Genomic DNA, 22,532 nt, shown 5'->3' on the forward strand with positions numbered 1-22,532 from the left:
TTTTGTTTACAAATAAGCGGCATGTAGATTTTTGATTATAATTTGAAAAAATAGTATCTGTTCTTGAATAGCAATCGCTTTATATTTGTTGCCTATATTACAAAGAAAGTCCTAAAAGATTATGAATTATAAAAAAATATACCTTTTATTTTTATTGGTCTGCGGTTCGTCAATTTCTATTGCGCAAAAAAACGCTGAAAATCAGTCATATTTTGAGTATAGCGGAAGAATCGAAAAATTAGCAGATAATAAAGCGGTGCTGATAGGTGCTGCTGCTGCTGTTTCTTTTGATTTTAGCGGCAACTCATGCGATGTTTTACTGCAAAGTTTAGAGAATCATCAAAACTATGTTTCATTGGAACTCGACGGAAACTATATCGGGAGAGTTCGAATTGAGAAAGGGGAAATAAAAAGCTATCCTGTTAAAGTTTCTAATGGTAAAAAAACGCACCATCTTTCGATTTACAAAGCTACCGAAGCTGCGAACGGAGGGGTTTTATTTGCAGGGACAACAGCTAAATTAGTAAAAAGCACAGCATCCAAAAAGAAGAAAAAAATTGAACTGATTGGAGATTCCATTACATGCGGTTTTGGAAACGATGCTTCGGCGATTCCCTGCGGGAGCGGTGACTGGTACGATCAGCACAATGCGTATTGGGCTTATGGTCCGGTGCTTTCCAGAGCTTTGAATATCGATTTTGTATTGAGTTCTGTTTCGGGTTACGGGATGTACCGGAACTGGAATGACGAGCATGAAAACGAACCCAATATTCCGGATGTTTATGAAAATCTATATTTAAATAAAGACAGTTCAAAACCGTATGATTTTGCATTTCAGCCTGATTTGGTTAGTATTTGTTTAGGGACTAATGACCTTTCTGATGGAGACGGAAAAAAAGCAAGACTGCCGTTTAATGAAGAAAAATATGTTTCCAATTATATCGAATTTATTAAAACGGTTTACAAACATGCTCCTAATGCCCGAATTGTATTATTGACAAGTCCGATGGTTTCGGGTGATAAAAATGTGACTTTGGTAAAATGTCTGAAAAAAGTAATTCAGGCTTTTGAAAATGATAAAACACACAAGCCAATTACATTATTCGAATTTCAGCCAATGTCTCCAAAAGGCTGTGGCTATCATCCAGATATTGCTGATGATAAAGTAATGGCTGACCAATTGATTCCTTATTTTAAAAAACTGCTAAATGAAAAATAAGCTTATTGTCTTTGTCCTTTTCCTGATACTTTCAAATACCGCTTCCGCAAATGTTACGCTTCCGAATATTTTTTCGGATAATATGGTTTTGCAGCGCAATAGCGAAGTGCTGTTTTGGGGATTTGCCAATCCGCAGGAAGAAGTTGTGATTACGCCAAGCTGGAACAATGAAAGCTATAAAATAAAAGCCAGCAATCAGGCAAAATGGGAGATTCTAATTCCGACTCCAAAAGAAGGAGGGCCGTATACTATTACGATAAAAGGATATAATGAAGTAGTACTGAAAAACATTCTGATTGGTGAAGTCTGGATTTGTTCGGGGCAGTCTAATATGGAAATGAGCGCCAGCTGGGGAATCGAGAATGGCGATGAAGCTGTAAAAAATGCTTCAAATCCGAACATAAGACTTTTTTTGGTTCCAAAATTAACGGCTGTAACTCCACAGAATAATATATCAGGAAACTGGACTGAATGCTCACCTGAGACTATGAAATATTTTAGCGCAGTAGCCTATTTTTTTGGAAAACGACTGCAGGAAGAATTGAAGAACGTACCAATTGGTTTAATTTCATCGAACTGGGGAGGAACGCCAGCAGAAATCTGGATGCCGGAAGAAGTGATTCAAAATGATGCTGTTTTATTGGAATCTGCTAAGACACGTAAAGAAGAAAGTTACGGTCCCAATCAGCCGGGACGTGCTTTTAATGCAATGATTTATCCATTGACAAAATTTAAAATCGCTGGGGCATTGTGGTATCAGGGAGAAAGCAATGTGGGATCTGAGGTTTATGATAAAACGCTTTCTGCTTTAATCACGTCTTGGAGAAAACTATGGAATTATGATTTCCCATTTTACTATGTTCAGATTGCACCTTATAAATATGGAGAAAATCATTTCAGCGGAACGATTGTCCGCAATTCACAGCGAAAAGTTTTACAGGAAGTTCCAAATACAGGAATGGCTGTAACCAGTGATATTTCACCTACTGATGATATTCATCCAAAAGATAAAAAATCAGTGGGAATACGCTTGGCGAATCTGGCTTTGGCAAATACTTATAAAACGAACACAGCATTAGTAAACGGACCGCTTTATAAAGGAATCACAATCGATAAAAATAAAGTGACAGTTACTTTTGATTATGCCGATGGATTATATTTTAAAGATAAAAAGGCCGAAATGTTTGAAGTTGCAGGAGCTGATAATGTGTTTTATAAGGCAAATGCAGTTATAAAAAATAATGCTGTAGTACTGCATTCTGATCAGGTAAAAAAACCGGTGAAAGCTCGTTATGCTTGGAAAAATACCGATCAGGCAGCACTTTTTAATAAGGCCAATTTGCCTGCTTCGTCTTTTATAACGGAATAATTTCAAATTATGGAAGTATAAAAGCCCCATTTGTTTTAGTTTTTGCAACATCTGTTTTAGTCAAAAGAGAATTAGAAAAGTAAATTGCTCCCTGTTTTTTTATGATATTTTTTTAATCCTCATTTTAATTGGGTAAGAAAAAAATGTCTTGAAATCCGTGAAGCTGCGTGGTCACGCCCAGATAGTTTGAGCAGAAAAGCTGGTCTTTTTAAATATGATGTTGCAAAAAATAATCCTTAACTCTTAAAATGAAAAAAAAAATTACTGCGGGGATTTTTACCCTGATTACAATTGGAACTATGAATGCACAAAAATTACCTCATTTAGATAAAACTAAACCTGTTGAAGAACGTGTTGATCTGCTGCTGAAGCAAATGACACTGGAAGAGAAAGCGGGGCAGATGAATCAGTATAATGGATTTTGGGAAGTAACAGGGCCAGCACCAAAAGGCGGGACTGCCGAGCTGAAATATGAGCATCTGCGCAAAGGATTAGTTGGATCGATGCTGACGGTTCGCGGTGTAAAAAATGTACGCGCGGTTCAAAAAATTGCTGTCGAAGAAACCCGATTGGGGATTCCGCTGATCATTGGTTTTGATGTGATTCACGGGTATAAAACGTTGAGTCCTATTCCGCTGGCAGAATCGGCTAGCTGGGATCTGGAAGCGATTAAAAAATCGGCGGTTATTGCGGCAGATGAGGCTTCGGCATCGGGAATAAACTGGACTTTTGGTCCTAATGTAGATGTTGCCAATGATGCCCGATGGGGGCGTGTGATGGAAGGGGCAGGCGAGGATCCGTATTTGGGAAGTAAAATTGCAGCTGCGAGAGTAAAAGGTTTTCAAGGGGAAACAATAGCCGATTTGGCAAAAGTGAATACAATTGCCGCTTGTGCAAAACATTTTGCTGCCTACGGTTATGTTGAGGCAGGATTGGAATATAACATTGTGGATATCAGTAATTCTAAATTGTACAATTCGGTTTTGCCACCGTTTAAGGCGACTGTAGATGCAGGTGTCCGTACGTTTATGAATTCCTTTAATACACTGAATGGAATTCCGGCTACAGGAAATGTGTTTTTGCAAAGAGATATTCTGAAAGGAAAGTGGAAGTTTGATGGTTTTGTAATTTCAGATTATGCTTCGATACGTGAGATGATTGCACATGGCTATGCCAAAGATGAGGAAGATGCCGCTTTGAAAGGAGTTGTTGCAGGATCGGATATGGATATGGAATCCTATCTGTATGTTGCAAAACTGGTTGATTTGGTCAAAGAAGGAAAAGTTAAAGAAGCATTGGTTGATGATGCTGTCCGCAGAATTTTGCGTGTGAAATTTGAATTGGGATTATTTGATGATCCGTACAGATATTGTGACGAAAAACGCGAAAAAGAATCCATTGGAAACAAGGCTCATGTTGAAGGCGTTTTGGATATGGCCAAAAAGTCCATTGTGTTGCTTAAGAATGATAAAAATTTGCTGCCTTTGAAAAAATCAGGACAGAAAATTGCTTTGATTGGTGCTTTGGCAAATGATAAAAACAGCCCATTGGGAAGCTGGAGAATTGCATCGGATGATAATACTGCAGTATCAGTTTTAGAAGGAATGCAGCAGTATAAAGACAATAAACTGACTTTTGAAAAAGGAGCAGATTTAACTGTTGGGAAAACTTCCTTTTTAGATGAGGTTGTTTTCAATACTACGGATAAAAGCGGTTTTGAAGCAGCTAAAAAAGTAGCTAAAGAAGCAGATGTAGTTGTAATGGTTTTGGGAGAGCATGGTTTCCAGAGTGGAGAAGGACGCAGCAGAACGGATCTTAATTTACCTGGTTTACAGCAGGAACTGCTTGAAGAAATTTATAAAGTAAATCCAAATATTGTTTTGGTTTTAAATAATGGGCGTCCGTTGAGTATTCCGTGGGCTGCAGAACATGTTCCTGCTATTGTTGAGGCTTGGCATCTGGGAACTCAGACAGGAAATGCTGTTGCTCAGGTTCTATACGGAGATTATAATCCAAGCGGCAAACTGCCAATGTCGTTCCCAAGAAACGTGGGACAGGTTCCAATTTACTATAATAAATACAGTACAGGAAGACCAGCAAATACAGACAAAAATGTGTTTTGGTCACATTATACCGATGTCGAAAAAACACCTCAATTTCCGTTTGGTTTTGGTTTGAGTTATACAACATTCGATTATAAAAATCTGAAATTAAATAAGACTGCTTTCGCAAAAGGTGAGCCTGTTCAGGTTTCTGTTGAGGTTACTAATTCAGGAAATTATGACGGAAAAGAAGTAGTACAGCTGTATATTCATGATGATTATGCAAGTATTATCCGTCCGATAAAAGAACTGAAAGGTTTTGAATTGGTTAGTTTGAAAAAAGGCGAAACCAAAACAGTATCTTTCACTTTAACAGATGCAGCACTTGGGTTTTATGACAATGACGGGAACTATTTAGTTGAACCGGGAACTTTCAAAATCATGGTTGGAGGAAGCTCTGACAAAGGATTAGAAAGCGGTTTTGAATTGAAGTAAGAAATACAGATTAAGACAAAACAAAAATCCCTCTTTTCAGTTTCTGGAAAGAGGGATTTTGAATTTAATGCTATTTTTAGTTCGAAGAATTAAGAGTTACTGTAGCGGTTTTTAAACCTTTGCTGCTAACTATAAGTTCTATGTTTCCAGCTTCTTTCAGCGATTGAACAAGTACTACTGCTTTTCCGCTAAAGGCTTTCATTGTAGGCAGATGAAATAATTCTAACGAAGTTGCATCTCCATTGCATGCGGCTCTGTATTTTCCTTTTCCTGTAACTTTAAACTGCAGCTGATTGACAGCATTCGGGCATGGAATTCCTTTTTCATCTAATATTGAAACCGTAACATAAGACAGATCTTTACCGTCGGCTTTAATTGTTTTTCTGTCAGGATCAAGTACTATTTTGTAGGCTTTTCCGGCAGTGTGGATTTCTTCTTCTGCGGCTGCTTTGCCATCTTTATCTAATGCAACAACTTTTACCGTTCCAGGTTCGTACTTAACATCCATCCACATTAAACGGTATCTGTTTTGCGGTGTTGAATTATTCTTTTTTTGAATACCCATACTTTTTCCGTTTACAAAAAGCTCTGCACTGTCATAATTGGTATACACAAAAACTGGCGTTACCTGACCTTCGCGTCCTTCCCAGTTCCAATGCGGTAAAATGTGCAGGGTTTTCTCGTTTTTGTTCCAGCGGCTTTTGTACAAATAAAATCTGTCCTTTGGTAATCCTGCTAAATCGTTGATTCCAAAATAGGAACTGCGGGAAGGCCATTTTTCATCATAAGGAGTCGGTTCTCCCAAATAATCAAAACCTGTCCAGACAAATTCACCTATAACCCAAGGTTTGTCGTCCTGCAAAACAAAATCTTCATCAGGAACATTGGACCAGCTGCAGGCTTCTAAATCATAAGACGAACATTGAAAATCTGGATATTGTTTGTCTTTGGCCTGCACTACAGGAAATTTATAAATTCCTCTTGAACTCACAGTAGATGCTGTTTCAGAACCTAAAATAAATCCCTGCGGAAATTTTTTAAATGCTTCTTCATATAAATGAACGCGGTAATTTAGTCCTGGTATATCCAGCAACGCTCCAAAACCGGATTCCATTGTTGCTTTTACCTGATCCATACCAACAGTCACGGGTCTTGTAGGATCTTCACGGTGGAAAATGTCCTGTAGCCATTTGGCACGTTTTACTCCTTCGTCTCCCCATTGATCTGGAACTTCATTTCCAGAGCTCCACATTACAATTGATGGATGATTTCTTGTAGCATGAACTAAATTGACAATATCTTTTTCAGCATAATGTTCGAAAAAACGGTTGTAGCCATTCTCAACTTTTGGCTTTGCCCATTCGTCAAAACTTTCAGCTAAAAACATAAAACCCATTTCATCACATAATTCTAATTGTTCCAATGAAGGCATATTATGAGAACTGCGGATTGCATTACAGCCCATATCTTTCAGTATCGTTAACTGGCGGCGCAGAGCAGCCACGTTTACTGCTGTTCCTAAAGGTCCTAAATCATGGTGCAGACAAACGCCTTTGAACTTTCTGATCTCGCCGTTTAGGCTAAATCCTTTATTAGGCTCATATTTTATGTCACGGATACCGAAGCGGGTCGTAACTTCATCTTTTAATTCACTGCCAACAAACCATTGTGAAACGGCTTTGTACAGATAAGGTGTTTCAGGGCTCCATAATTTTGGATTTTCGACCTTGATGTTTTGGTCAAATTCAGTTCCAAAAGGAGTCACAGCTTTATCTGAACTTACTTTTTGACCATTGGCATCAAAAATAGTGGTAACCAGATAGCCATTATCCCCAGAAGCCTTAGTTTTTATATTTACTTTGGCTTCTTCTTTACTGATAAACGGTGTCGTGACAGAAGTTCCCCACTGGTCGATGCTTTCCTTGTTTTTTATAATAAGGCTTACTTTTCTGTACAGACCTGCTCCTGGATACCAGCGTGAAGCAAATTCTTTATTGGTTAGTTTTACTGCCAAAATATTCTCGCCAGCCGTAATAAAATCAGTTATGTCAAAATAAAAATAGCTGTAACCATACGCCCATTCGCCTACTTTTTTTCCGTTTAGGTAAATCTGTGGTTCACTCATGGCACCTTCGAAAAGCAAAATCACTTTTTTACTTTTTTCTGCAGCTGAAATTGTAAATTTATTTCGATACCAAGCAGATCCTACATGAGGTAAAGCAGCGGTTCTTCCTGTTTTTTCAGAAGCTGTTTTTTCTCCGTTTTGAACAATTGCAACGCTCTGTTTGTCTATTTCTTTATCAAAAGGACCGTAAATTGCCCAATCATGCGGGACAGTTACTGTTTCCCATTTTGAATCATTGAAATTGTTTTGAAAAGCATTCTCAAAATCCCCTTTTTGAAATTTCCAGTTGTTATCCAATTCTCTTACGGTACGTACCTGAGAAAAGGAAATTTGTGTAATTGTTAAAAATACAATTAGAATATTTATCAATTTATTCATTATCAGTCTGTCTAATTATTTAATAGTATGATGGAAAAAGAGCAGGTAAATTTTTTACTCCCATCGGCATCATAAAATTGATTTTCTGTGACTTCCATTTGTGGTAATCAGCCAGAATTATTACTGAAGCCATAAACTTCTTCATACTCTTTTAATTTAAGCTGAAAACCTGAAAAACAGGTAATGCTTTATTTGTAAAATCATATAATGCCTGATTTTCAAATGTTGAACCATCGGTTGCTTGGTTTCCTTTGAACGAAACCCATTCTCCTCCCCAGTAAGCGAATCCTATACCGGAATTAGAAGTTTTTACAATATCTTTAATGGCTAATATAAAACTTTTTTGCCCCTCAGGAGTTGCTGGATAACCAGGAACTAATTGATTGGCCAGGCCCACAATATTATTTGTCCAGTCATTATATTCTAATGTAAAAGGATAAGCTGTTTCGGCTATAAGTACTTTTTTATTGAACTTAGTTCCTAGATTATTAATAGTACTTTTTACAACTGCCAAATCTGTACCATGCCAAACAGGATAATAAGAAAGTCCTATATAATCATAGTCAACGGATTTTACTTTATTAAAAAACCAATCCGTGTCAGAAGCTTTTACTCCTGCATAATGAATCATGATTTTAGTTTTTGGTGCTTTACTGCGAACAGCTGCACTAGCGGTTTTTAACAAATCAATACATTGAGCTTCATTATTAATCAAATGTCCTTGTGGCCATAACAATCCAATGTTAATTTCATTCCCAATTTGAATAATATCAGGATTAATTTCTGTGATTATTGTCGATGTGTAGTTAGCTACTGCTGTTTTCAAATCTGCAAAAGACAAGTTTTTCCATTCTGCCGGAATAGTTTGTGTTCCCGGATCCGCCCAGGAATCTGAGTAATGAACCGTAATCCAAACTTTTAAACCTGCTTGTTTCACACGAGCTGCCAAAGCTTTTACTTCGGTTAATCCTGAATAACCTCCAGCTGGATTTTTCCATAAACGGATTCGGATAGTATTACAGCCTGCATTTTTTAAAGTTGTAAGCATATTTTCAGCTTTTCCATTATTGGTAAAAACAGTTCCTGCAGCTTCAATTTGAGGAAGGGAAGAAATATCAGCTGCTCTAATAAAATCGTCAGTTACAGCTGGTGGATCTACAACGGGCGTTTCTGGAGAATCGCTGCTTGAGCAAGCAAATTGAATACTTAATAAAGCAGAAAGTGATAATAAGGTTATGATTCTTTTCATGTGTTGTTTACTGTTTTTATGTAATGAGCATAACCGCAATTGGTGTTTTTAAACAGCCTGCTGTTATGCTCATTTCATAATATTATTAAGTTTACTCTAGGGTAATTGTTTTAGCAGCAGCGTTAATTGTTAATTTATAGGTACCAGGTGTTCCAACAAATTTAAAATTAGCATCTCCGCTTCCGTCGCTTACTAAATTTGCGTTGATTTTGTAACCCGCATCTGAGTAAGAAGCAAAATTATTTTTGGTATCCCAAGTGCCAAACACGTGGAAGAATCGGAAAACATCATTTGATAATGTAATAGATGCTGACCAAATATCTGGAGTAGCTTCAGTAAATTGGATGGTTTTAGCTGCGTCAAAGTTCCACCCGCCCGGTACTGCTCCTCCTACTGCCCAAAGAGAGCTGGAAGCTGTTAATACAATTGTCTTTTTGGTATTATCTATCGTGATAGTGTAAATTCCAGGAGTTCCAACGAATTTAAAGTTGCTGTCATTGTCTAAAGAGTTTTCTAAACTTGCATCGATAGTATAACCTTCACCTTTATAATAGGAATACCCCAAAGCTGATGACCAGTTTCCTGATTCTTGGAAAAATCTAAAGTTTCCATTCGTTAATTTTGCTTTTATCTGTACAACATTGTTAGTACATTTCATTTCTCCGGCCGGTTTAAAATTCCAGCCAATATCTGTCAAAGCTTCTCCAACTGCATAAAGTGAAGGGCAGCTGTTTCCTGCAGCCACAGTTTCAATCCATTTAATAGTAATAACTTTTATTTCGGATAATGTTTCATTAGCTCCAGCTGTACCTGCTGTTGCTCTTAATCTGAAGTATACCTGTCCGGTATTGTTTGGAGTACCATCTGCATTAGTTGTTGCCGGATTATCATCAAGTCCTAAATCTTTGGCAAAATCCAATAATTTAGCAACAGTAACTGCTAAATTCTTTTCGCTGGTAGTACCCACAACTTTAAAGCCTGTAAAATCAGCTTTAGTAGCACCCTGCAGTTCATATGTAATATTCGTAGGTACACCAAAGTCTGCAGATTCCCACATAAATCGATCGGCTACGTTGTCTTTTGTAGCCTGTGATATTAAATAATTGGCTGCAAAAGTATTGGTAAATGCTATACCATCAGCATCTGGTTTTGCAGTAAAAATGGGTGAATTATCATCAGAACAAGCATTTAAACTTATAAGTGCTATAAACAGTAAGATTAGTTTTTTCATTGTATCTATATTTTTGATTTTTTATATCTTTTTTAGTAACCTGTGTTTTGTATAAGATTTGGATTTGCCGCTATACTCGCTTTAGGAATTGGAAATACATTGTAGATATTACTGATGGCAATACCGCTCATCACGTTTCCTTTCCAAGACCAGTTGTAGCTTCCTCCGGTGAATTTTCCAAAACGGATTAAATCTTGTCTTCTGTGGGCTTCACAATATAGTTCTACCATTCTCTCATTTAGAATCAAGTCCAAATTAAGATCGCTGGTCAATATTTTTTTTGTATTGTGAGCTCTGGCACGCAATAGATTGAAATAGTCTCTTGCTGTAGTCAATGAACCGCCGGCTGCTCCTCTAAGAACGGCTTCGGCATACATTAAATACACATCGGCTAATCTAAACATTGGGAAATCAGTATCAACCATTTCAGTTGCAGAGCCATTTACTCCTAATGATGTTTTATTAGACCATTTTGCAGTAATATATCCGGTTCCATAGTTGTTCATGTCTGTCATTTCTATGGTTCTGTCTTTGCTGATAATGGTATTTCTGTCATCTTTGGCATAGTTTCCATTTAACATAGTTTCTGAGAATTGTTTAGTAACTCTCAATCCTCCAGCCCATCCTGCAACACCAAAACTAGCACCGTTTTGTTCCAATGATCCCACCTGAGCATTAACCATTACCGTAGTAGGGCCATAGTTTTGCGTTACTTTACCATCCGAAACAATAGGGAATATAATTTCGTTTTTTGCCGAATTACTATTATTATCTGCGTTGAAGTTATTGGCATATACCGGAGATAAAGTGTATCCTGCATCAATTATATTTTTGCAGTTTGCAAGACATTGATCGTATTTTTTCTGGCCAATAAAAACTTCTGCGTTCAGATAAATTTTAGCAAGCAACATCCATGCTGCAGCTTTATCTGCTCTGGCATATTCATTTTCACGTGCATTTTTTAAATCTGGAATAATTGCGTTCAATTCAGATTCTACAAAAGCAAATAATTCAGGGCGTCCATACTGTGGTGACTGATAAGCACCTACTGGATCATTTTCGGTAACAAATCCTGCTTTGCCAAATAAATCCATTAAATGATAGTAAGCTAATGCTCTTAAAAAACGGGCTTCGGCTCTATAGGTTTTAATTTCACTGCGCAATTCAGTGCTTACGCCACGGCTGTCTAATTTAGCATCTGATGTCTGTCTGAGATATTCATTGACAAAAGCTACCTGTGTCATACATCTTCCAAAAAAACCTCTGATTACCACATTATCGGATGTCCAGGTGTCATTGTTTAATCCTTTTAATCCCGGATCATTTTCCCATGACCATTTAACTTCATCTGTAGTAAGCTCCTGCATGTTCCAGAAACCTCTTCCGTATTGGCTTGTTCCTGCGTCCAGACCTGAAATGTTAGAACTTCCCGGTCCTGTAGCTCCTGTCAAAGAAAGATTACCATACACACCTGCTAATCCTTGTTTATAGGATTCGGGAGTAGAATAAAAGTCGTCTACAAGCAGTACATTTGGATCCTTAACATCAATATTAAGATCATTTGTACAGCCAGCCATTACTAATACAGTTCCTAAGATGTATATTGCTTTATGTTTTATTATATTCTTCATACTGTTTCTTTTTAAAATTTCATATTAGCTCCTATTAGATAAGTTCTAGGACGAGGAGTTATTGAATTATCAATTCCGTTCGCAAATACCTCTGGATCTAAACCTGAATAATTGGTAATCGTAAATACATTCTGCACACCAGCAGATAAGCGTATAGAAGAATTAGCATTAAAAGTTTCTTTAAACGTATATCCAAGGGTTACATTGTCCATTTTTAAGAATGAAGCATTTTCGATGTAGTAATCAGATAATAATACAGCTTCATTAGACTGGAAATTGGTGTCTAGGACTGAAGTTGGTATGTTGGATACTACTGAACTGTTTCTTAATAAATTGTATTGTGCTCTTGAAGCATTCGCAGCATTATAAACGTAATTACCTAAACTTGCTCTCATATTAAAAGATAGATCTAAGTTTTTATAATTCATATTGGATGCAAATCCCATAGTTACAGTTGGCATACCATTATGATGAATGTATAAATCCGCACTAGTGATTGCATTATCGCCATTAAGATCGGCATATGCTCCTTCAATTGGTTTACCAGCTTCATTATAAATCTGTTTGTACACATAAAACGAATAAGGAGTATAGCCTACTCTGTGTATCTGTGCGGTAGATCCTGTCCCTGATCCTGTTGAACCCATAAACTGATCTTGGCCTAATGCCAGGCTCTTAATTTGTGTTTTTATAAAAGTGGTATTGAAATTAGCATTCCAGTTGAATCCTTTTGGGTTTTTAATTATATCACCATTTATAGAAAATTCAAGACCTTTTGATGTAAAATCACCAATGTTCTGAAAACCAGAATTACTAAAGTTAGAACCATCTGAGATAGCAGCATTTGCAAGCAGATCTTTAGATTCTTTGTAAAAACCTTCAACAGTTGCTGTCAGTCTATCGTTAAACATTCCAAAATCTATAGCAGCATTATAAGTCGTAGTTTCTTCCCATTTTAGATTTTCATTTCTAAATTGTGGTATTCCAATATTTGTAATTGTATTTCCAAAAATATATTGAGAAGTCGGTAAGCCCATGATATATCTCGCCATATACAAATCTAAATTTGTCTGACCGATGTCCTGCTGTCCTGTTACACCCCAGCTTAATCTTAATTTTAAATTAGATAGTGTTTTAGATTCTGGAAATAAATCTTCTTTGATTTTCCAGGCAAAAGCTGCTGCAGGGAAATTACCCCAGCGGTTTTCTTCACTAAAACGGGAAGTACCGTCTCTGCGATAAGAAAATGTAAAAAGATATTTATCATAAAAAGAAAGGTTTGTCCTTCCGAAGAATCCAATTAAAACTAAATCTGGATCTACGTTTGTAACTGGAGAACTATCTACGCCATCGTCCAGTAATTCATTGGTAGCATATCTTTTATTCGTGAATTTTTGATATGAATAACCGCCTGTAACATCAAAATTTAAGCTTCCTATTGCTTTTTTATAAGCCAGATATCCATCTAATAAATTATTGCTCTGCTCATTAGAATATTCAGTTGACGAACCTATAATGCGTCCATCAGCCTGAGAAAGCGGATTCTGGTCTGAAGTTCTTGAATAACCGTCGGCAGAACTTTTGTCCAAACCAACATTTAAAACTGCTGATAATTCAGGTAAGAAATGGAAGGTGTAATCTAATTTTACATTTCCGTATATTCTTTTTACCTCGCTTCGGCTGTTGGTCTGCATCAAATCTGCTACAGGGTTCAGCGGTGCACGTTCTGTTAAATCACTCTTGTTGATAACGCCGTCATTATTGTCTTTATAATATTGAAAGTATCCTCCAAATGGAGAGTTAGCATCATACACAGGCTGTGTAGGATCAAAAGTTATTGCAGTTCCCTGAACTCCTTTGTTGAATCTGTTTTTTTCCAAAGAAGCATTTGCATTAACAGTAATTTTTAAATGATTATCCAGCACACTTGGATTCAAAGATACCGAAGCGTTGCTGCGTTCAAATCCTGAAGTTAATATCAAACCTTCCTGTAATGTTCTGCCGACAGAAAGTCTTGACGGAACTTTGTCAAACAGCATTCCGCTCACGGAAAAATTCAAATTTGAAGAAATACTGTTTCTATAAATTTCTTTCTGCCAATCCGTATTTGCTGTTCCTAATAAAGGTAATAATGCTGGATTCTTTTCAGATATCAGGCTTCTTATTTCATTAGCATCAAAAACATCTACTGTATTAGTAATTGTATTAACACCCATATTCATGTCTAAGCTTGCAGCAAGGGTTTTAGTTCCTTTTTTTAACGTGATAATAATAACACCGTTTGATGCTCTTGAACCATAGATAGCCGTAGCTGCAGCATCTTTTAAAACAGAAAAAGATTCTATGTCACTTGGGTTAATAGAACTCAAGACAGAACGTGAGCCTCCAATTGTATTGTTATCTACCGGAAGACCATTAATAACAATCAAAGGATCGTTTGAAGCTCCTAATGAGGCTCCGCCACGAATTCGGATAGTAGATCCAGAACCTGGATCACCGCCAGTTGTAATAGATAAACCAGCAACTCGTCCTGTTAAAAGATTTTCTGCAGTAACAATGTTTCCTTTATTAAAATCTTTTGCCGTCACAGCAGTTACTGATGCAGTAGCCGATTTCAATTTGGTACTTCCGTAACCAATAACGACAACTTCATTCAGTTTTTGATTCTCTTCTGATAAACGGACATTGATAGTTTCTGATTTGCTTACTGTCATTTCAGTTTTTCGATATCCCATAAAAGAAAATATCAGAACATCATTTTGATTTGCCTGGATTTGATATTTACCATCAAACCCCGTTGTAGTTCCCTGATTAGAACTCTTAACAGTTACACTAACCCCCGGAATAGCAGTTCCCGTTGCGGCATCAGTAACAAGTCCTGAAATTTTTAATTTTTGTCCAAATGCGCCTATTGTAAAACATAAAAACAACATAATGAAGAAATGCTGTTTCACTTCAAAATAGCGCTTTCTTTTTCGAAAACGGTTCATCATAAAATGTAATTTAAATTGGTTAGATTAGTTTTAATAAGTGTTATTTTTTGATACTGGCTAAAAATAAAACCTACTAAATTCAATGGCTGCAATTACCTCGATTCTATGAGCTTTGATGAGGGTCGATTTCGTTAAATAGGGGTGTGGAATTCATCGCTTTGGGCGGTGAAGTACTAAAAATTAATCAAATAGAGAAAAAACAAACAAATAAATTGAGTATAACGCAAAAAAAGTTTTTATTTTTTCAGGAATTCGGAAGGGTTCTTTTTGAACTTTTCCTTGAACAGTTTACTGAAATATTTGCGGTCAGAATAGCCCACTTTATAGCAGGTATCCGAAACAGAATAGCCTAGATCTTCTATAAGCTGTTTTGCGATAGAAAGTCTGTAGTCACGGATAAATTCTACATAAGACAGTCCTGTTAATGCCTTTATTTTTTTGTACATTACCGAATGGCTCATCCCGATTTCTTTTGCAATTACTTCTGCTTTTAGATCTGTGGATTCCAGCTTGGGTTCTAAGCTTTCATAGAGACGCTGCAGAAATAACTGGTCAGGCGAACTGATAGCAAGTTCTTTTGGATTTAAAAGATTATCACTTATAAACTTTTCACGGATTAATTTCCGATTGTTAAGCAGATTGCTGATTCTTGCTTTTAATAATTCCTCGTCATAGGGTTTGGCAACATAATCATCGGCTCCAGTTTCAAAGCCTTCCATTGTGTTTTGTATAGTAGTTCTTGCCGTCAGGATAATAATTGGAATATGACTTGTAAAAGTGTTTAATTTCAATTTTTTTACAAATTCAATTCCGTCCATAACCGGCATCATGACATCGCTTATAATTAAGTCTGGAAATTTTTCTGATGCTGTTTTCAAACCTTCTTCTCCATTAAAAGCCTGAAGAATTACATATTCATTACTCAATATTTCTTTTAATGATTCCTGAATGGCTGTATTATCTTCAACAATTAAAATAGTTTCTTTTTTGACTTCGTTTTTGACTGCTTTTTGTTTTAAATGTTTAATAGTATCCAATTCCTGTTTGGGCACAACTGTTGTTTTTTCAATTTCATTTTCATAAAAATGAGTATTCAATTTGAGAAGCTTTACTTCAAAAATACTTCCTTTGCCTTTTTCGCTTTTTACTTCGATTGAGCCTTTGTGCAGGTCTATGATTTCTTTTGCAATAGATAAACCTAAACCAAATCCTGATTTTCCATCTGTTTCTGCATTTTTAATCTGGTAAAAACGATTGAATATTTGGCGCAGATTTCCTTCGGACATTCCAATTCCGGTATCTTTCACTATCAGATACACGGCTTCATCATCAGTTTCTATTTCAATATTGATGCTTCCGCCATTTTTGGTGAATTTAAAAGCATTTGTCAATAGATTATAAAGTACTTTTTCGAATTGATTTTTGTCAAACCACAAATCTATCTTTGGTTTATCTGAATCAAAAGTATATTCAATATTCCTGTCTGAAGCAATTTCTGAAAAAGACAGATAAATCTCTTTACAATAGGAAACAAAGTCGTTTTCAGTAATTTTTAAATGGACATCATTTGTTTCAAATTTTTTAATATCTAAAAGTTCATTAACCAATTGAAGCAGTAAATTACTGTTTTTCCGAATGGTATGTGCCGATTTCAGCTGTCTGCTTTCCAGCATTTCGCCTTTATCGAACAATCGGTTTATCGAACTTAAAATTAAGGTTACCGGAGTTCTGATTTCATGCGAAATATTGGTAAAAAACTGCTGTTTCAGGTTGTATAATTCTTTGTCTTTCTCGTGAGTGAGTCTCTCAAACTCCAGATTAGTTTTTAACCGTTCCCATTCGATAGTGTATTTTCTAAATAAATAAAACAGAAAAACCAATACAGCTCCATAAATTAAATAAGCCCACCACTGCAGCCAATAAGGCCTTAAAATATGAATTTTTACTGAAGCATATTCTTTTCCCCATTGCCCGCCTATTTCTTTACTTTTTACTTTGAAAATATAGTTTCCTGGGGATAAATTAGTAAAAGTTGCAGTTCTGTCTTTTCCGATAAAACGCCAGTCGGCATCAAAATTCTCCATTTTGATGGCATATTCACAGCTGTTAGAAAAAGGAAACTGTAATGCCGAAAACTCAAAAGTGAGTACATCCTGATTATGATCGAGCGTAATTTCTTTTGTAAAAGCAATATCACTGGTTAAGATTCCATTTTTCTCGGCAGGAACTTCTTTATTGAATAATTTAAAATTAGTAAGTTTCACTTTTGGCGGCTTACTGTTCATTTCTATGGTTTTAGGATTCAGCTTTACAACACCGTCAATGCCGCCGAAATAAATCCATCCTTTTTCATCTTTAAAAATAGAATTGATATGAAACTCAGATGTTATTTTTGGCAGGCTGTTAAAGGTTTTGGCCGAATAATTGTAGTTTATAATCCCCTGTTTGGTACTAAACCAGATGGTATGGCTGTCATCCTCAATAATACCCGTTACCGTTTGATATTTAATGTTGTCATTTTTTTCAAAACGCTCGATTTTATTGGTTTTTAAATTCATTCGATTGATACCTCCGCCGGCAGTACCAATCCACAAATAGCCTTTAGAATCTTTACATAATGAGAAGATATTATTATTGCTGATCGTTGTGGAGTCCGAATCTTTGTGTTTAAAATAGCGGAACTGTTTTTTCTTTGTATCAAAAACATTTAATCCGCCTCCAAATGTGGCAATCCATATTTTATCTCCATCCTGAACCATATCAATAAGGTTGTCATTATTTATGGTCTTGTTATTATTGGCACTTTCTCTGTAGCTGATAAATTTTTCTGTTTTGGTATCAAAATAATTCAGACCGCCACCCCAGGTAGCGACCCATAAATTATGGTCTTTATCCTCAATAATATCTCGTACGTCATCATAACTGATTGAGCTTTTATTTCCAAACTTATGATTGAACTGCTCAAACTGGTCACTTTGTCTATTGAATTTTACAAGTCCGTTTTTGAAAGTCCCCAGCCAGAGCATTCCGTCAGTCGTTTCGATAATTTTTTGAATGTACCGCCCTTTTATAGACGTATTATGATATTTTTCATTATAATATCTGGCTTTGTTTGATGCAGCATTAAATACGGTTAATCCTTCACCGTCAAGACCCAGATATAGTTCGTTGTTTTTTTTATAAATCGAAAGTACCGGCGACGGATTTAAACCTACAATATCACTAAACAGCAATTCGCTTCTGTTTTTTTTGTCCAAAACACTGATGCCGTTCCATGCCGTACCAATCCAGATATTGGCGTCTGCATCATCAATTATGGTATAAATAGAATTACCGGAAAGCGAGGTTTCCAACTGCGGATTATATAAATAGTTATGAATTATTGGATGAGTGGCATTGGGATATTCCACTTCAAAAACGCCGTTGCCATCGGTACCAATCCATAGATTGTTTTTACTGTCAATTTTTACAGAACGGACAATGTTTATTTCTTGTTTTAAAGCTAAATTATCCTTTAGAAAATCAGAAAATTTCTGTGTTGCTAAATCATATAACAGCAGACCGCTTCCGCTGGTGCCAATAAGAATTTTGTCTGGATTTAAAGCCGAAATAACATTTATGAAATCAGAAACATATACCCTTTCAGATTTAATCTGGGTGAATTTTTTTTCAGTTTTATCAAATAAAAATAAACCGTTTCCAAAAGTACCGATCCACAAGTTTTTATTTTTATCTTCATAAATACTGGTAATACTGTTGCTCTTTTTGGTCTGATTGTTACTGAATTTATTGGTGTAAGAGACAAACTGTCTGGTAATTGGATTAAAGCTGCACAGACCTTTTTCGGTACCAAGCCAGATAAGCCCTTTTGAGTCTTCGATTAAGGTGCTGACGTTATCAGATATCAGCGATTTAGGATTGCCGGGATTGTTTTTGAAAATTTGAAAAGTATCATCCAGCGGATTATAATAATTTAATCCGCCTCCCAGAGTTGTAATCCAGATTCTGTTTTTGCTGTCAATTAAAATATCCGAAATATCATTGGATCCAATACTGCTGTTCCTTTTGTTGTACACTTTGAAACCCAGACCGTCATAACGGTTCAATCCATTATTAGTACCAATCCATACAAAACCGTCCTTTTCTTTTGCCATACTGGTAATCCTGCCGTTAGACAGCCCAGATGATTTATTTATCTTTTTAAAGACAGTTTGGGATTGGGGAAAACAAATTAATGTGCCTAAAAAAAATAAGGTAAAAAAGTGTAATAATGGTTTCAAAATTTGTGGCATTAGAGTGTATAAAAGTAGTTACTTTCTAATTGTAAATCAAAATATGCAATTAAGTATATGGTACTTTTTCTCCAATGGATTAAAATAAGCTGCAATCTGGAAAGAAATATAAAGGTAAAATTGACACTAATTTCACAAACTATTGCGTCTGTAGTCCGTGTAATTAATTTTACGAATGAATTTGTGAAAATTCGTGAAATTAGTGTTTACTAATGATTATTCAGTTATTTCATCTGAATAATCATTGCCAATCCGCCACCGCCAGCCAATCGGTATTTTAATTTCGTTGCTGAATCTACTGTGATAATTTCTCTCTTATAATCATTCGCAGCTTTGTCAGCGTTTAAACCGTCTGAGAAAATTTCAGCTTCGTATTTTTTGCCTTTTTCAAGAAAAGAAAAATCAATGGTTATTTCTCTGGAATCCCAGTTGGTGATGGCTCCTAAATACCAGGCGTTTGATTTTTTTCGGGCAATAGAAACGAATTTACCAACTTCCCCGTCCAGAGCCACAGTTTCATCAAAAGTGGTCGGCGTTTTAGCAATGAAATCTGTGCTTTGCTGTTCCTTCATATAAGCAGTCGGGCTGTCGGCCATCATCTGCAGAGGCGCTTCAAAAATAGTGTATAACGCCAGCTGATGGCATCTTGTTCCCTGACTTACAGGATTAGAATGGCTAGGTTTGAACTCGCTTTTGGTTGCATTTCGCATGGCTCCGGGTGTATAATCCATCGGTCCCGCCATCATTCTGATAAACGGAATTGAACAGTCATACGTTGGGACATCATCATTTGGTGTCCATTTATTATTTTCAAGTCCTTTTACGCCTTCAAAATTCAGAATGTTTGGAAAAGTACGCTGAATTCCTGTAGGCTTATACATACCGTGAAAATCCAAAAGCAGTTTATTATCGGCTGCTTTTTGTGCAATATCATAAACAGAATTCACCATTTTGGCATCATCACGATCCAAGAAATCAACTTTAAAACCTTTGATTCCCAAGCCGGCATAGTTCTTTAAAATTCCGTCTGTATTTTTGGTCAGAGCCATCCACGAGCTCCAAAGAATAATCCCGACATTGCGTTCTGTTCCATAAGCGATCAATGCTTCCAGGTTAACATTCGGATTGTGTTTCATAATGTCTTCTTCCAGACTCCAGCCTTCGTCTAAAACCACATATTCCACTTTGTTTTTGGAGGCAAAATCAATGTAATATTTATACGTTTCGGTATTGATTCCGGCTTTAAAATCAATATTGTAAATGTTCCAGTCATTCCACCAGTCCCAAGCAACTTTTCCTGGTTTTATCCAGCTGATGTCTTTAATTTTCGTTGGCTCAGATAATTTCTGAACCATATCATTATTCGCCAGATCCTTGTCATTTTCTGAGATAACCACAATTCTCCAAGGGAAGTTTCGGGTTCCTTTGGTTTTAACCAGATAATCAGCTCTTTCTGTAATCAATCTGTTGATATTATTGAAACCACCGTTTTTTTCCTGTAAAGGATATTTAGAAAAACGGCTTTCAAAACCAGATTTAGAACTGTTATTGGTTATAAATAATCCCGGATAATCCTCCAGATTGGCTTCAAGGAAAACGGCTTTTTTATGATTTTTAAAATCAATTAAAAATGGCAGAAATGCCAAAGTATCCTTGGCAAATTCGCTGATCTTTTTGTTTTCATAATGTGCTTCAAATGATGAGATGTAAGGATCTTTCGGATTTCGTAAATCACGAACATAAGGCATCAGCGTATTGTAATCCTGATCGAAGTTCAGAACAACTTCTTCATTTTTTACAGTAATATCTTTTTTCTTTTTAGTGATAAAACGATACGCTGCACCATCATCAAAAACACGGTATTCAATGCTGAAATCATTTTTGAAATTCAAAGTCAGCTGATTGTAATTGTTTTTGACTGATTTTTTTTTGTAAAAAGGTGATTCAAATGAAGTGTCGACAGTTTCTTTTTTTGAATTTACAACAACAGCATTTTTTCCTAAAATATCATTTTCAGCCAGAGCCATAGACATTACCGATGGAGCCAGAACTATATCTTTTTCATGCGAAACGGCCCAGGTTATTTTGTCATTGACAGCAATTTTAATCTGGATTTTTCCGTTTGGAGAATGCAGCGTAAAGTCTTGTTTCTTTTGGGCAAAAGAAAGATTGAAAAAGGATAAAACAAGGAATAATGAGATTGTCTGCTTCATTACTTTTTGAATTTAGAATTATATTTTTTAACGATTTCCAAAGTTGATTTGTCAGTAGAAAAAACCGAATTCAGTCCTTGCGGTTCCTGTGGCGGATCTGTAGTTAACGGATCGCCGGGATTCCATTTTCCATCAGCCGTAATCGCTTTTCCTTCACCGCCAAATCCCCAGAAATTAGCAGCCTGCAGTACATCTTTTTTAGCTACACTTTCTGCAACACGGTTAAAGATATAATTGTAGAAAATATCTCTGTTAGCAGCAGAAGAACTACTGGTCAGATTTTCATTTTCTCTTGGCAGGCCAAATTCTTCAATTATAATAGGTCTTTTTAAATTCTGAGCTGCTTTTATATGTTTATCAATATAAATCCCTGCGTTTTCCAGAGTTGCCGGTAATGTTTTTTCAGCATTATCGGCTTTAAACCAATTCCAGTTTTTTGGCCAGATATGCATTGTCAAATAATCAATATTTGGGTTAAGGTGCGTTCTTTCAAAAATACCGATATCATCATTCGAACTATTCAGTCCTTCAGAACCTGTAGAAATCAGATGATTTTTGTCCAGACTGTCAATTAAGTTCACAATGTTATTCAGCCAAACAGTAAATTTTGCTTCATTTTCTACAGTAAAAAGCCTCGGTTCATTCCCGACCTGCCATGCCATAATGGTGTTGTCCTCTGTATATTTCCTTTTAGTATAGGCATTTGTTCGGCCAATAATATATTTCACATGATTATTCAGCCCTTCCATACAAGGTTCACAGCTATAAAATTGCTGGGTATAGGCCATAAATTGTGGCCAGGTATTTGGCGCAATGGCAGGTACTGGAATAGCGCCTTTGCCATTCCACTCCAGATATTGCGACATACCGCCGGACCATTCCCAGTTATTGGTTAGGAATAAAACCGCATACATGCTGCGCTTGCCCATTTCGGCAATAAGGAAATCCAAGCCATCCAGTAAGTCAGCATCATATTTTCCCTGCTCATACTGCAAAGCTGGGCGAACAGTGAAATCATATTTTCCACCGTCGCCACCAACCAGAATTCGTAGGTTGTCGATGCCGTTTTTCTTCATTAAATCCAGCTCCCGAAGCAGTCTTTTTCGGTCACCCACTTTCTTGGAAGCCAATAAACTTCCGTACCAGTAATTGGTTCCAATATACGAATACGGCTTGTCTCCCTTATAAAACTGCGTTTCTTTTACTGTAATTCTGGCTTGCTGTTTTTGAGCACTGGCTTCAAAATTTACCATCAATAATGCAAGTAATGCTAATTGTAGAAATGTCTTTTTCAT

General features: G+C 36.4%; 12 protein-coding genes. 3 read left to right on the forward strand and 9 right to left on the reverse strand.

Annotated features, from left to right (window positions below; genetic code table 11):
• Positions 1-121 precede the first annotated feature (121 nt).
• The 3 genes from OZP07_RS06070 (at position 122) to bglX (ending at position 5,125) form a co-directional block, all read left to right on the forward strand.
• Positions 122-1,219 carry an SGNH/GDSL hydrolase family protein gene (locus OZP07_RS06070; protein ID WP_281637648.1) on the forward strand — a complete coding sequence of 366 codons (1,098 nt, stop codon included), beginning with the start codon at positions 122-124 and terminating at the stop codon, positions 1,217-1,219.
• Complete coding sequence (locus OZP07_RS06075) at positions 1,209-2,588, forward strand: sialate O-acetylesterase (RefSeq protein WP_281637649.1); 1,380 nt, start codon at positions 1,209-1,211, stop codon at positions 2,586-2,588. Before OZP07_RS06070 ends, OZP07_RS06075 begins: the two co-directional genes overlap by 11 nt.
• Before the next feature lie 248 nt (positions 2,589-2,836).
• Complete coding sequence (bglX, locus tag OZP07_RS06080; protein WP_281637650.1) at positions 2,837-5,125, forward strand: beta-glucosidase BglX; 2,289 nt, start codon at positions 2,837-2,839, stop codon at positions 5,123-5,125.
• A 76-nt stretch (positions 5,126-5,201) separates the two neighbouring features.
• Here the strand turns inward: bglX and OZP07_RS06085 are convergent, their stop codons facing one another.
• The 9 genes from OZP07_RS06085 to OZP07_RS06125 all read right to left on the reverse strand — a co-directional run bounded on the left by OZP07_RS06085 (position 5,202) and on the right by OZP07_RS06125 (position 22,532).
• Positions 5,202-7,628, reverse strand: coding sequence for a DUF4982 domain-containing protein (locus OZP07_RS06085; RefSeq protein ID WP_281637651.1), 2,427 nt, complete (start codon positions 7,626-7,628; stop codon positions 5,202-5,204).
• Between the two features lie 19 nt (positions 7,629-7,647).
• Positions 7,648-7,773, reverse strand: a complete 126-nt coding sequence (locus OZP07_RS06090; RefSeq protein ID WP_255549694.1) for a hypothetical protein — start codon at positions 7,771-7,773, stop codon at positions 7,648-7,650.
• Positions 7,774-7,779: 6 nt separating this feature from the next.
• Positions 7,780-8,877, reverse strand: coding sequence for a glycoside hydrolase family 53 protein (locus tag OZP07_RS06095; protein WP_281637652.1), 1,098 nt, complete (start codon positions 8,875-8,877; stop codon positions 7,780-7,782).
• 91 nt (positions 8,878-8,968) lie between these two features.
• A complete protein-coding gene (locus tag OZP07_RS06100; RefSeq protein ID WP_281637653.1) occupies positions 8,969-10,108 on the reverse strand; it encodes a SusE domain-containing protein in 1,140 nt (379 codons plus the stop codon).
• 32 nt (positions 10,109-10,140) lie between these two features.
• The gene (locus tag OZP07_RS06105) at positions 10,141-11,739 is read right to left on the reverse strand and encodes a RagB/SusD family nutrient uptake outer membrane protein (protein ID WP_281637654.1); all 1,599 of its coding nucleotides are present in this window, start codon (positions 11,737-11,739) and stop codon (positions 10,141-10,143) included.
• Positions 11,740-11,750: 11 nt separating this feature from the next.
• Positions 11,751-14,732 carry a SusC/RagA family TonB-linked outer membrane protein gene (locus OZP07_RS06110; protein WP_281637655.1) on the reverse strand — a complete coding sequence of 994 codons (2,982 nt, stop codon included), beginning with the start codon at positions 14,730-14,732 and terminating at the stop codon, positions 11,751-11,753.
• A gap of 236 nt (positions 14,733-14,968) precedes the next feature.
• Positions 14,969-18,886, reverse strand: a complete 3,918-nt coding sequence (locus tag OZP07_RS06115) for a hybrid sensor histidine kinase/response regulator transcription factor (protein ID WP_281637656.1) — start codon at positions 18,884-18,886, stop codon at positions 14,969-14,971.
• A 362-nt stretch (positions 18,887-19,248) separates the two neighbouring features.
• A complete protein-coding gene (locus OZP07_RS06120) occupies positions 19,249-21,237 on the reverse strand; it encodes a retaining alpha-galactosidase (RefSeq protein ID WP_281637657.1) in 1,989 nt (662 codons plus the stop codon).
• Positions 21,237-22,532 (reverse strand): glycoside hydrolase 5 family protein, encoded by a 1,296-nt coding sequence (locus OZP07_RS06125; RefSeq protein ID WP_281637658.1) that lies wholly within the window; start codon positions 22,530-22,532, stop codon positions 21,237-21,239. The genes OZP07_RS06120 and OZP07_RS06125 overlap by 1 nt, the downstream gene beginning before the upstream one ends.

Origin of the sequence: Flavobacterium marginilacus (assembly GCF_026870155.1) — a bacterium.
GTDB lineage: Bacteria > Bacteroidota > Bacteroidia > Flavobacteriales > Flavobacteriaceae > Flavobacterium > Flavobacterium marginilacus.

Bases quoted from the DNA above. Each gene is read 5' to 3' on its own strand.
- OZP07_RS06070 (WP_281637648.1), top strand. From the start codon at position 122: ATGAATTATAAAAAAATATACCTTTTATTTTTATTGGTCTGCGGTTCG.
- OZP07_RS06075 (WP_281637649.1), top strand. From the start codon at position 1,209: ATGAAAAATAAGCTTATTGTCTTTGTCCTTTTCCTGATACTTTCAAAT.
- bglX (WP_281637650.1), top strand. From the start codon at position 2,837: ATGAAAAAAAAAATTACTGCGGGGATTTTTACCCTGATTACAATTGGA.
- OZP07_RS06085 (WP_281637651.1), bottom strand. From the start codon at position 7,628: ATGAATAAATTGATAAATATTCTAATTGTATTTTTAACAATTACACAA.
- OZP07_RS06090 (WP_255549694.1), bottom strand. From the start codon at position 7,773: ATGAAGAAGTTTATGGCTTCAGTAATAATTCTGGCTGATTACCACAAA.
- OZP07_RS06095 (WP_281637652.1), bottom strand. From the start codon at position 8,877: ATGAAAAGAATCATAACCTTATTATCACTTTCTGCTTTATTAAGTATT.
- OZP07_RS06100 (WP_281637653.1), bottom strand. From the start codon at position 10,108: ATGAAAAAACTAATCTTACTGTTTATAGCACTTATAAGTTTAAATGCT.
- OZP07_RS06105 (WP_281637654.1), bottom strand. From the start codon at position 11,739: ATGAAGAATATAATAAAACATAAAGCAATATACATCTTAGGAACTGTA.
- OZP07_RS06110 (WP_281637655.1), bottom strand. From the start codon at position 14,732: ATGATGAACCGTTTTCGAAAAAGAAAGCGCTATTTTGAAGTGAAACAG.
- OZP07_RS06115 (WP_281637656.1), bottom strand. From the start codon at position 18,886: ATGGCAAAAGAAAAGGACGGTTTTGTATGGATTGGTACTAATAATGGA.
- OZP07_RS06120 (WP_281637657.1), bottom strand. From the start codon at position 21,237: ATGAAGCAGACAATCTCATTATTCCTTGTTTTATCCTTTTTCAATCTT.
- OZP07_RS06125 (WP_281637658.1), bottom strand. From the start codon at position 22,532: ATGAAAAAGACATTTCTACAATTAGCATTACTTGCATTATTGATGGTA.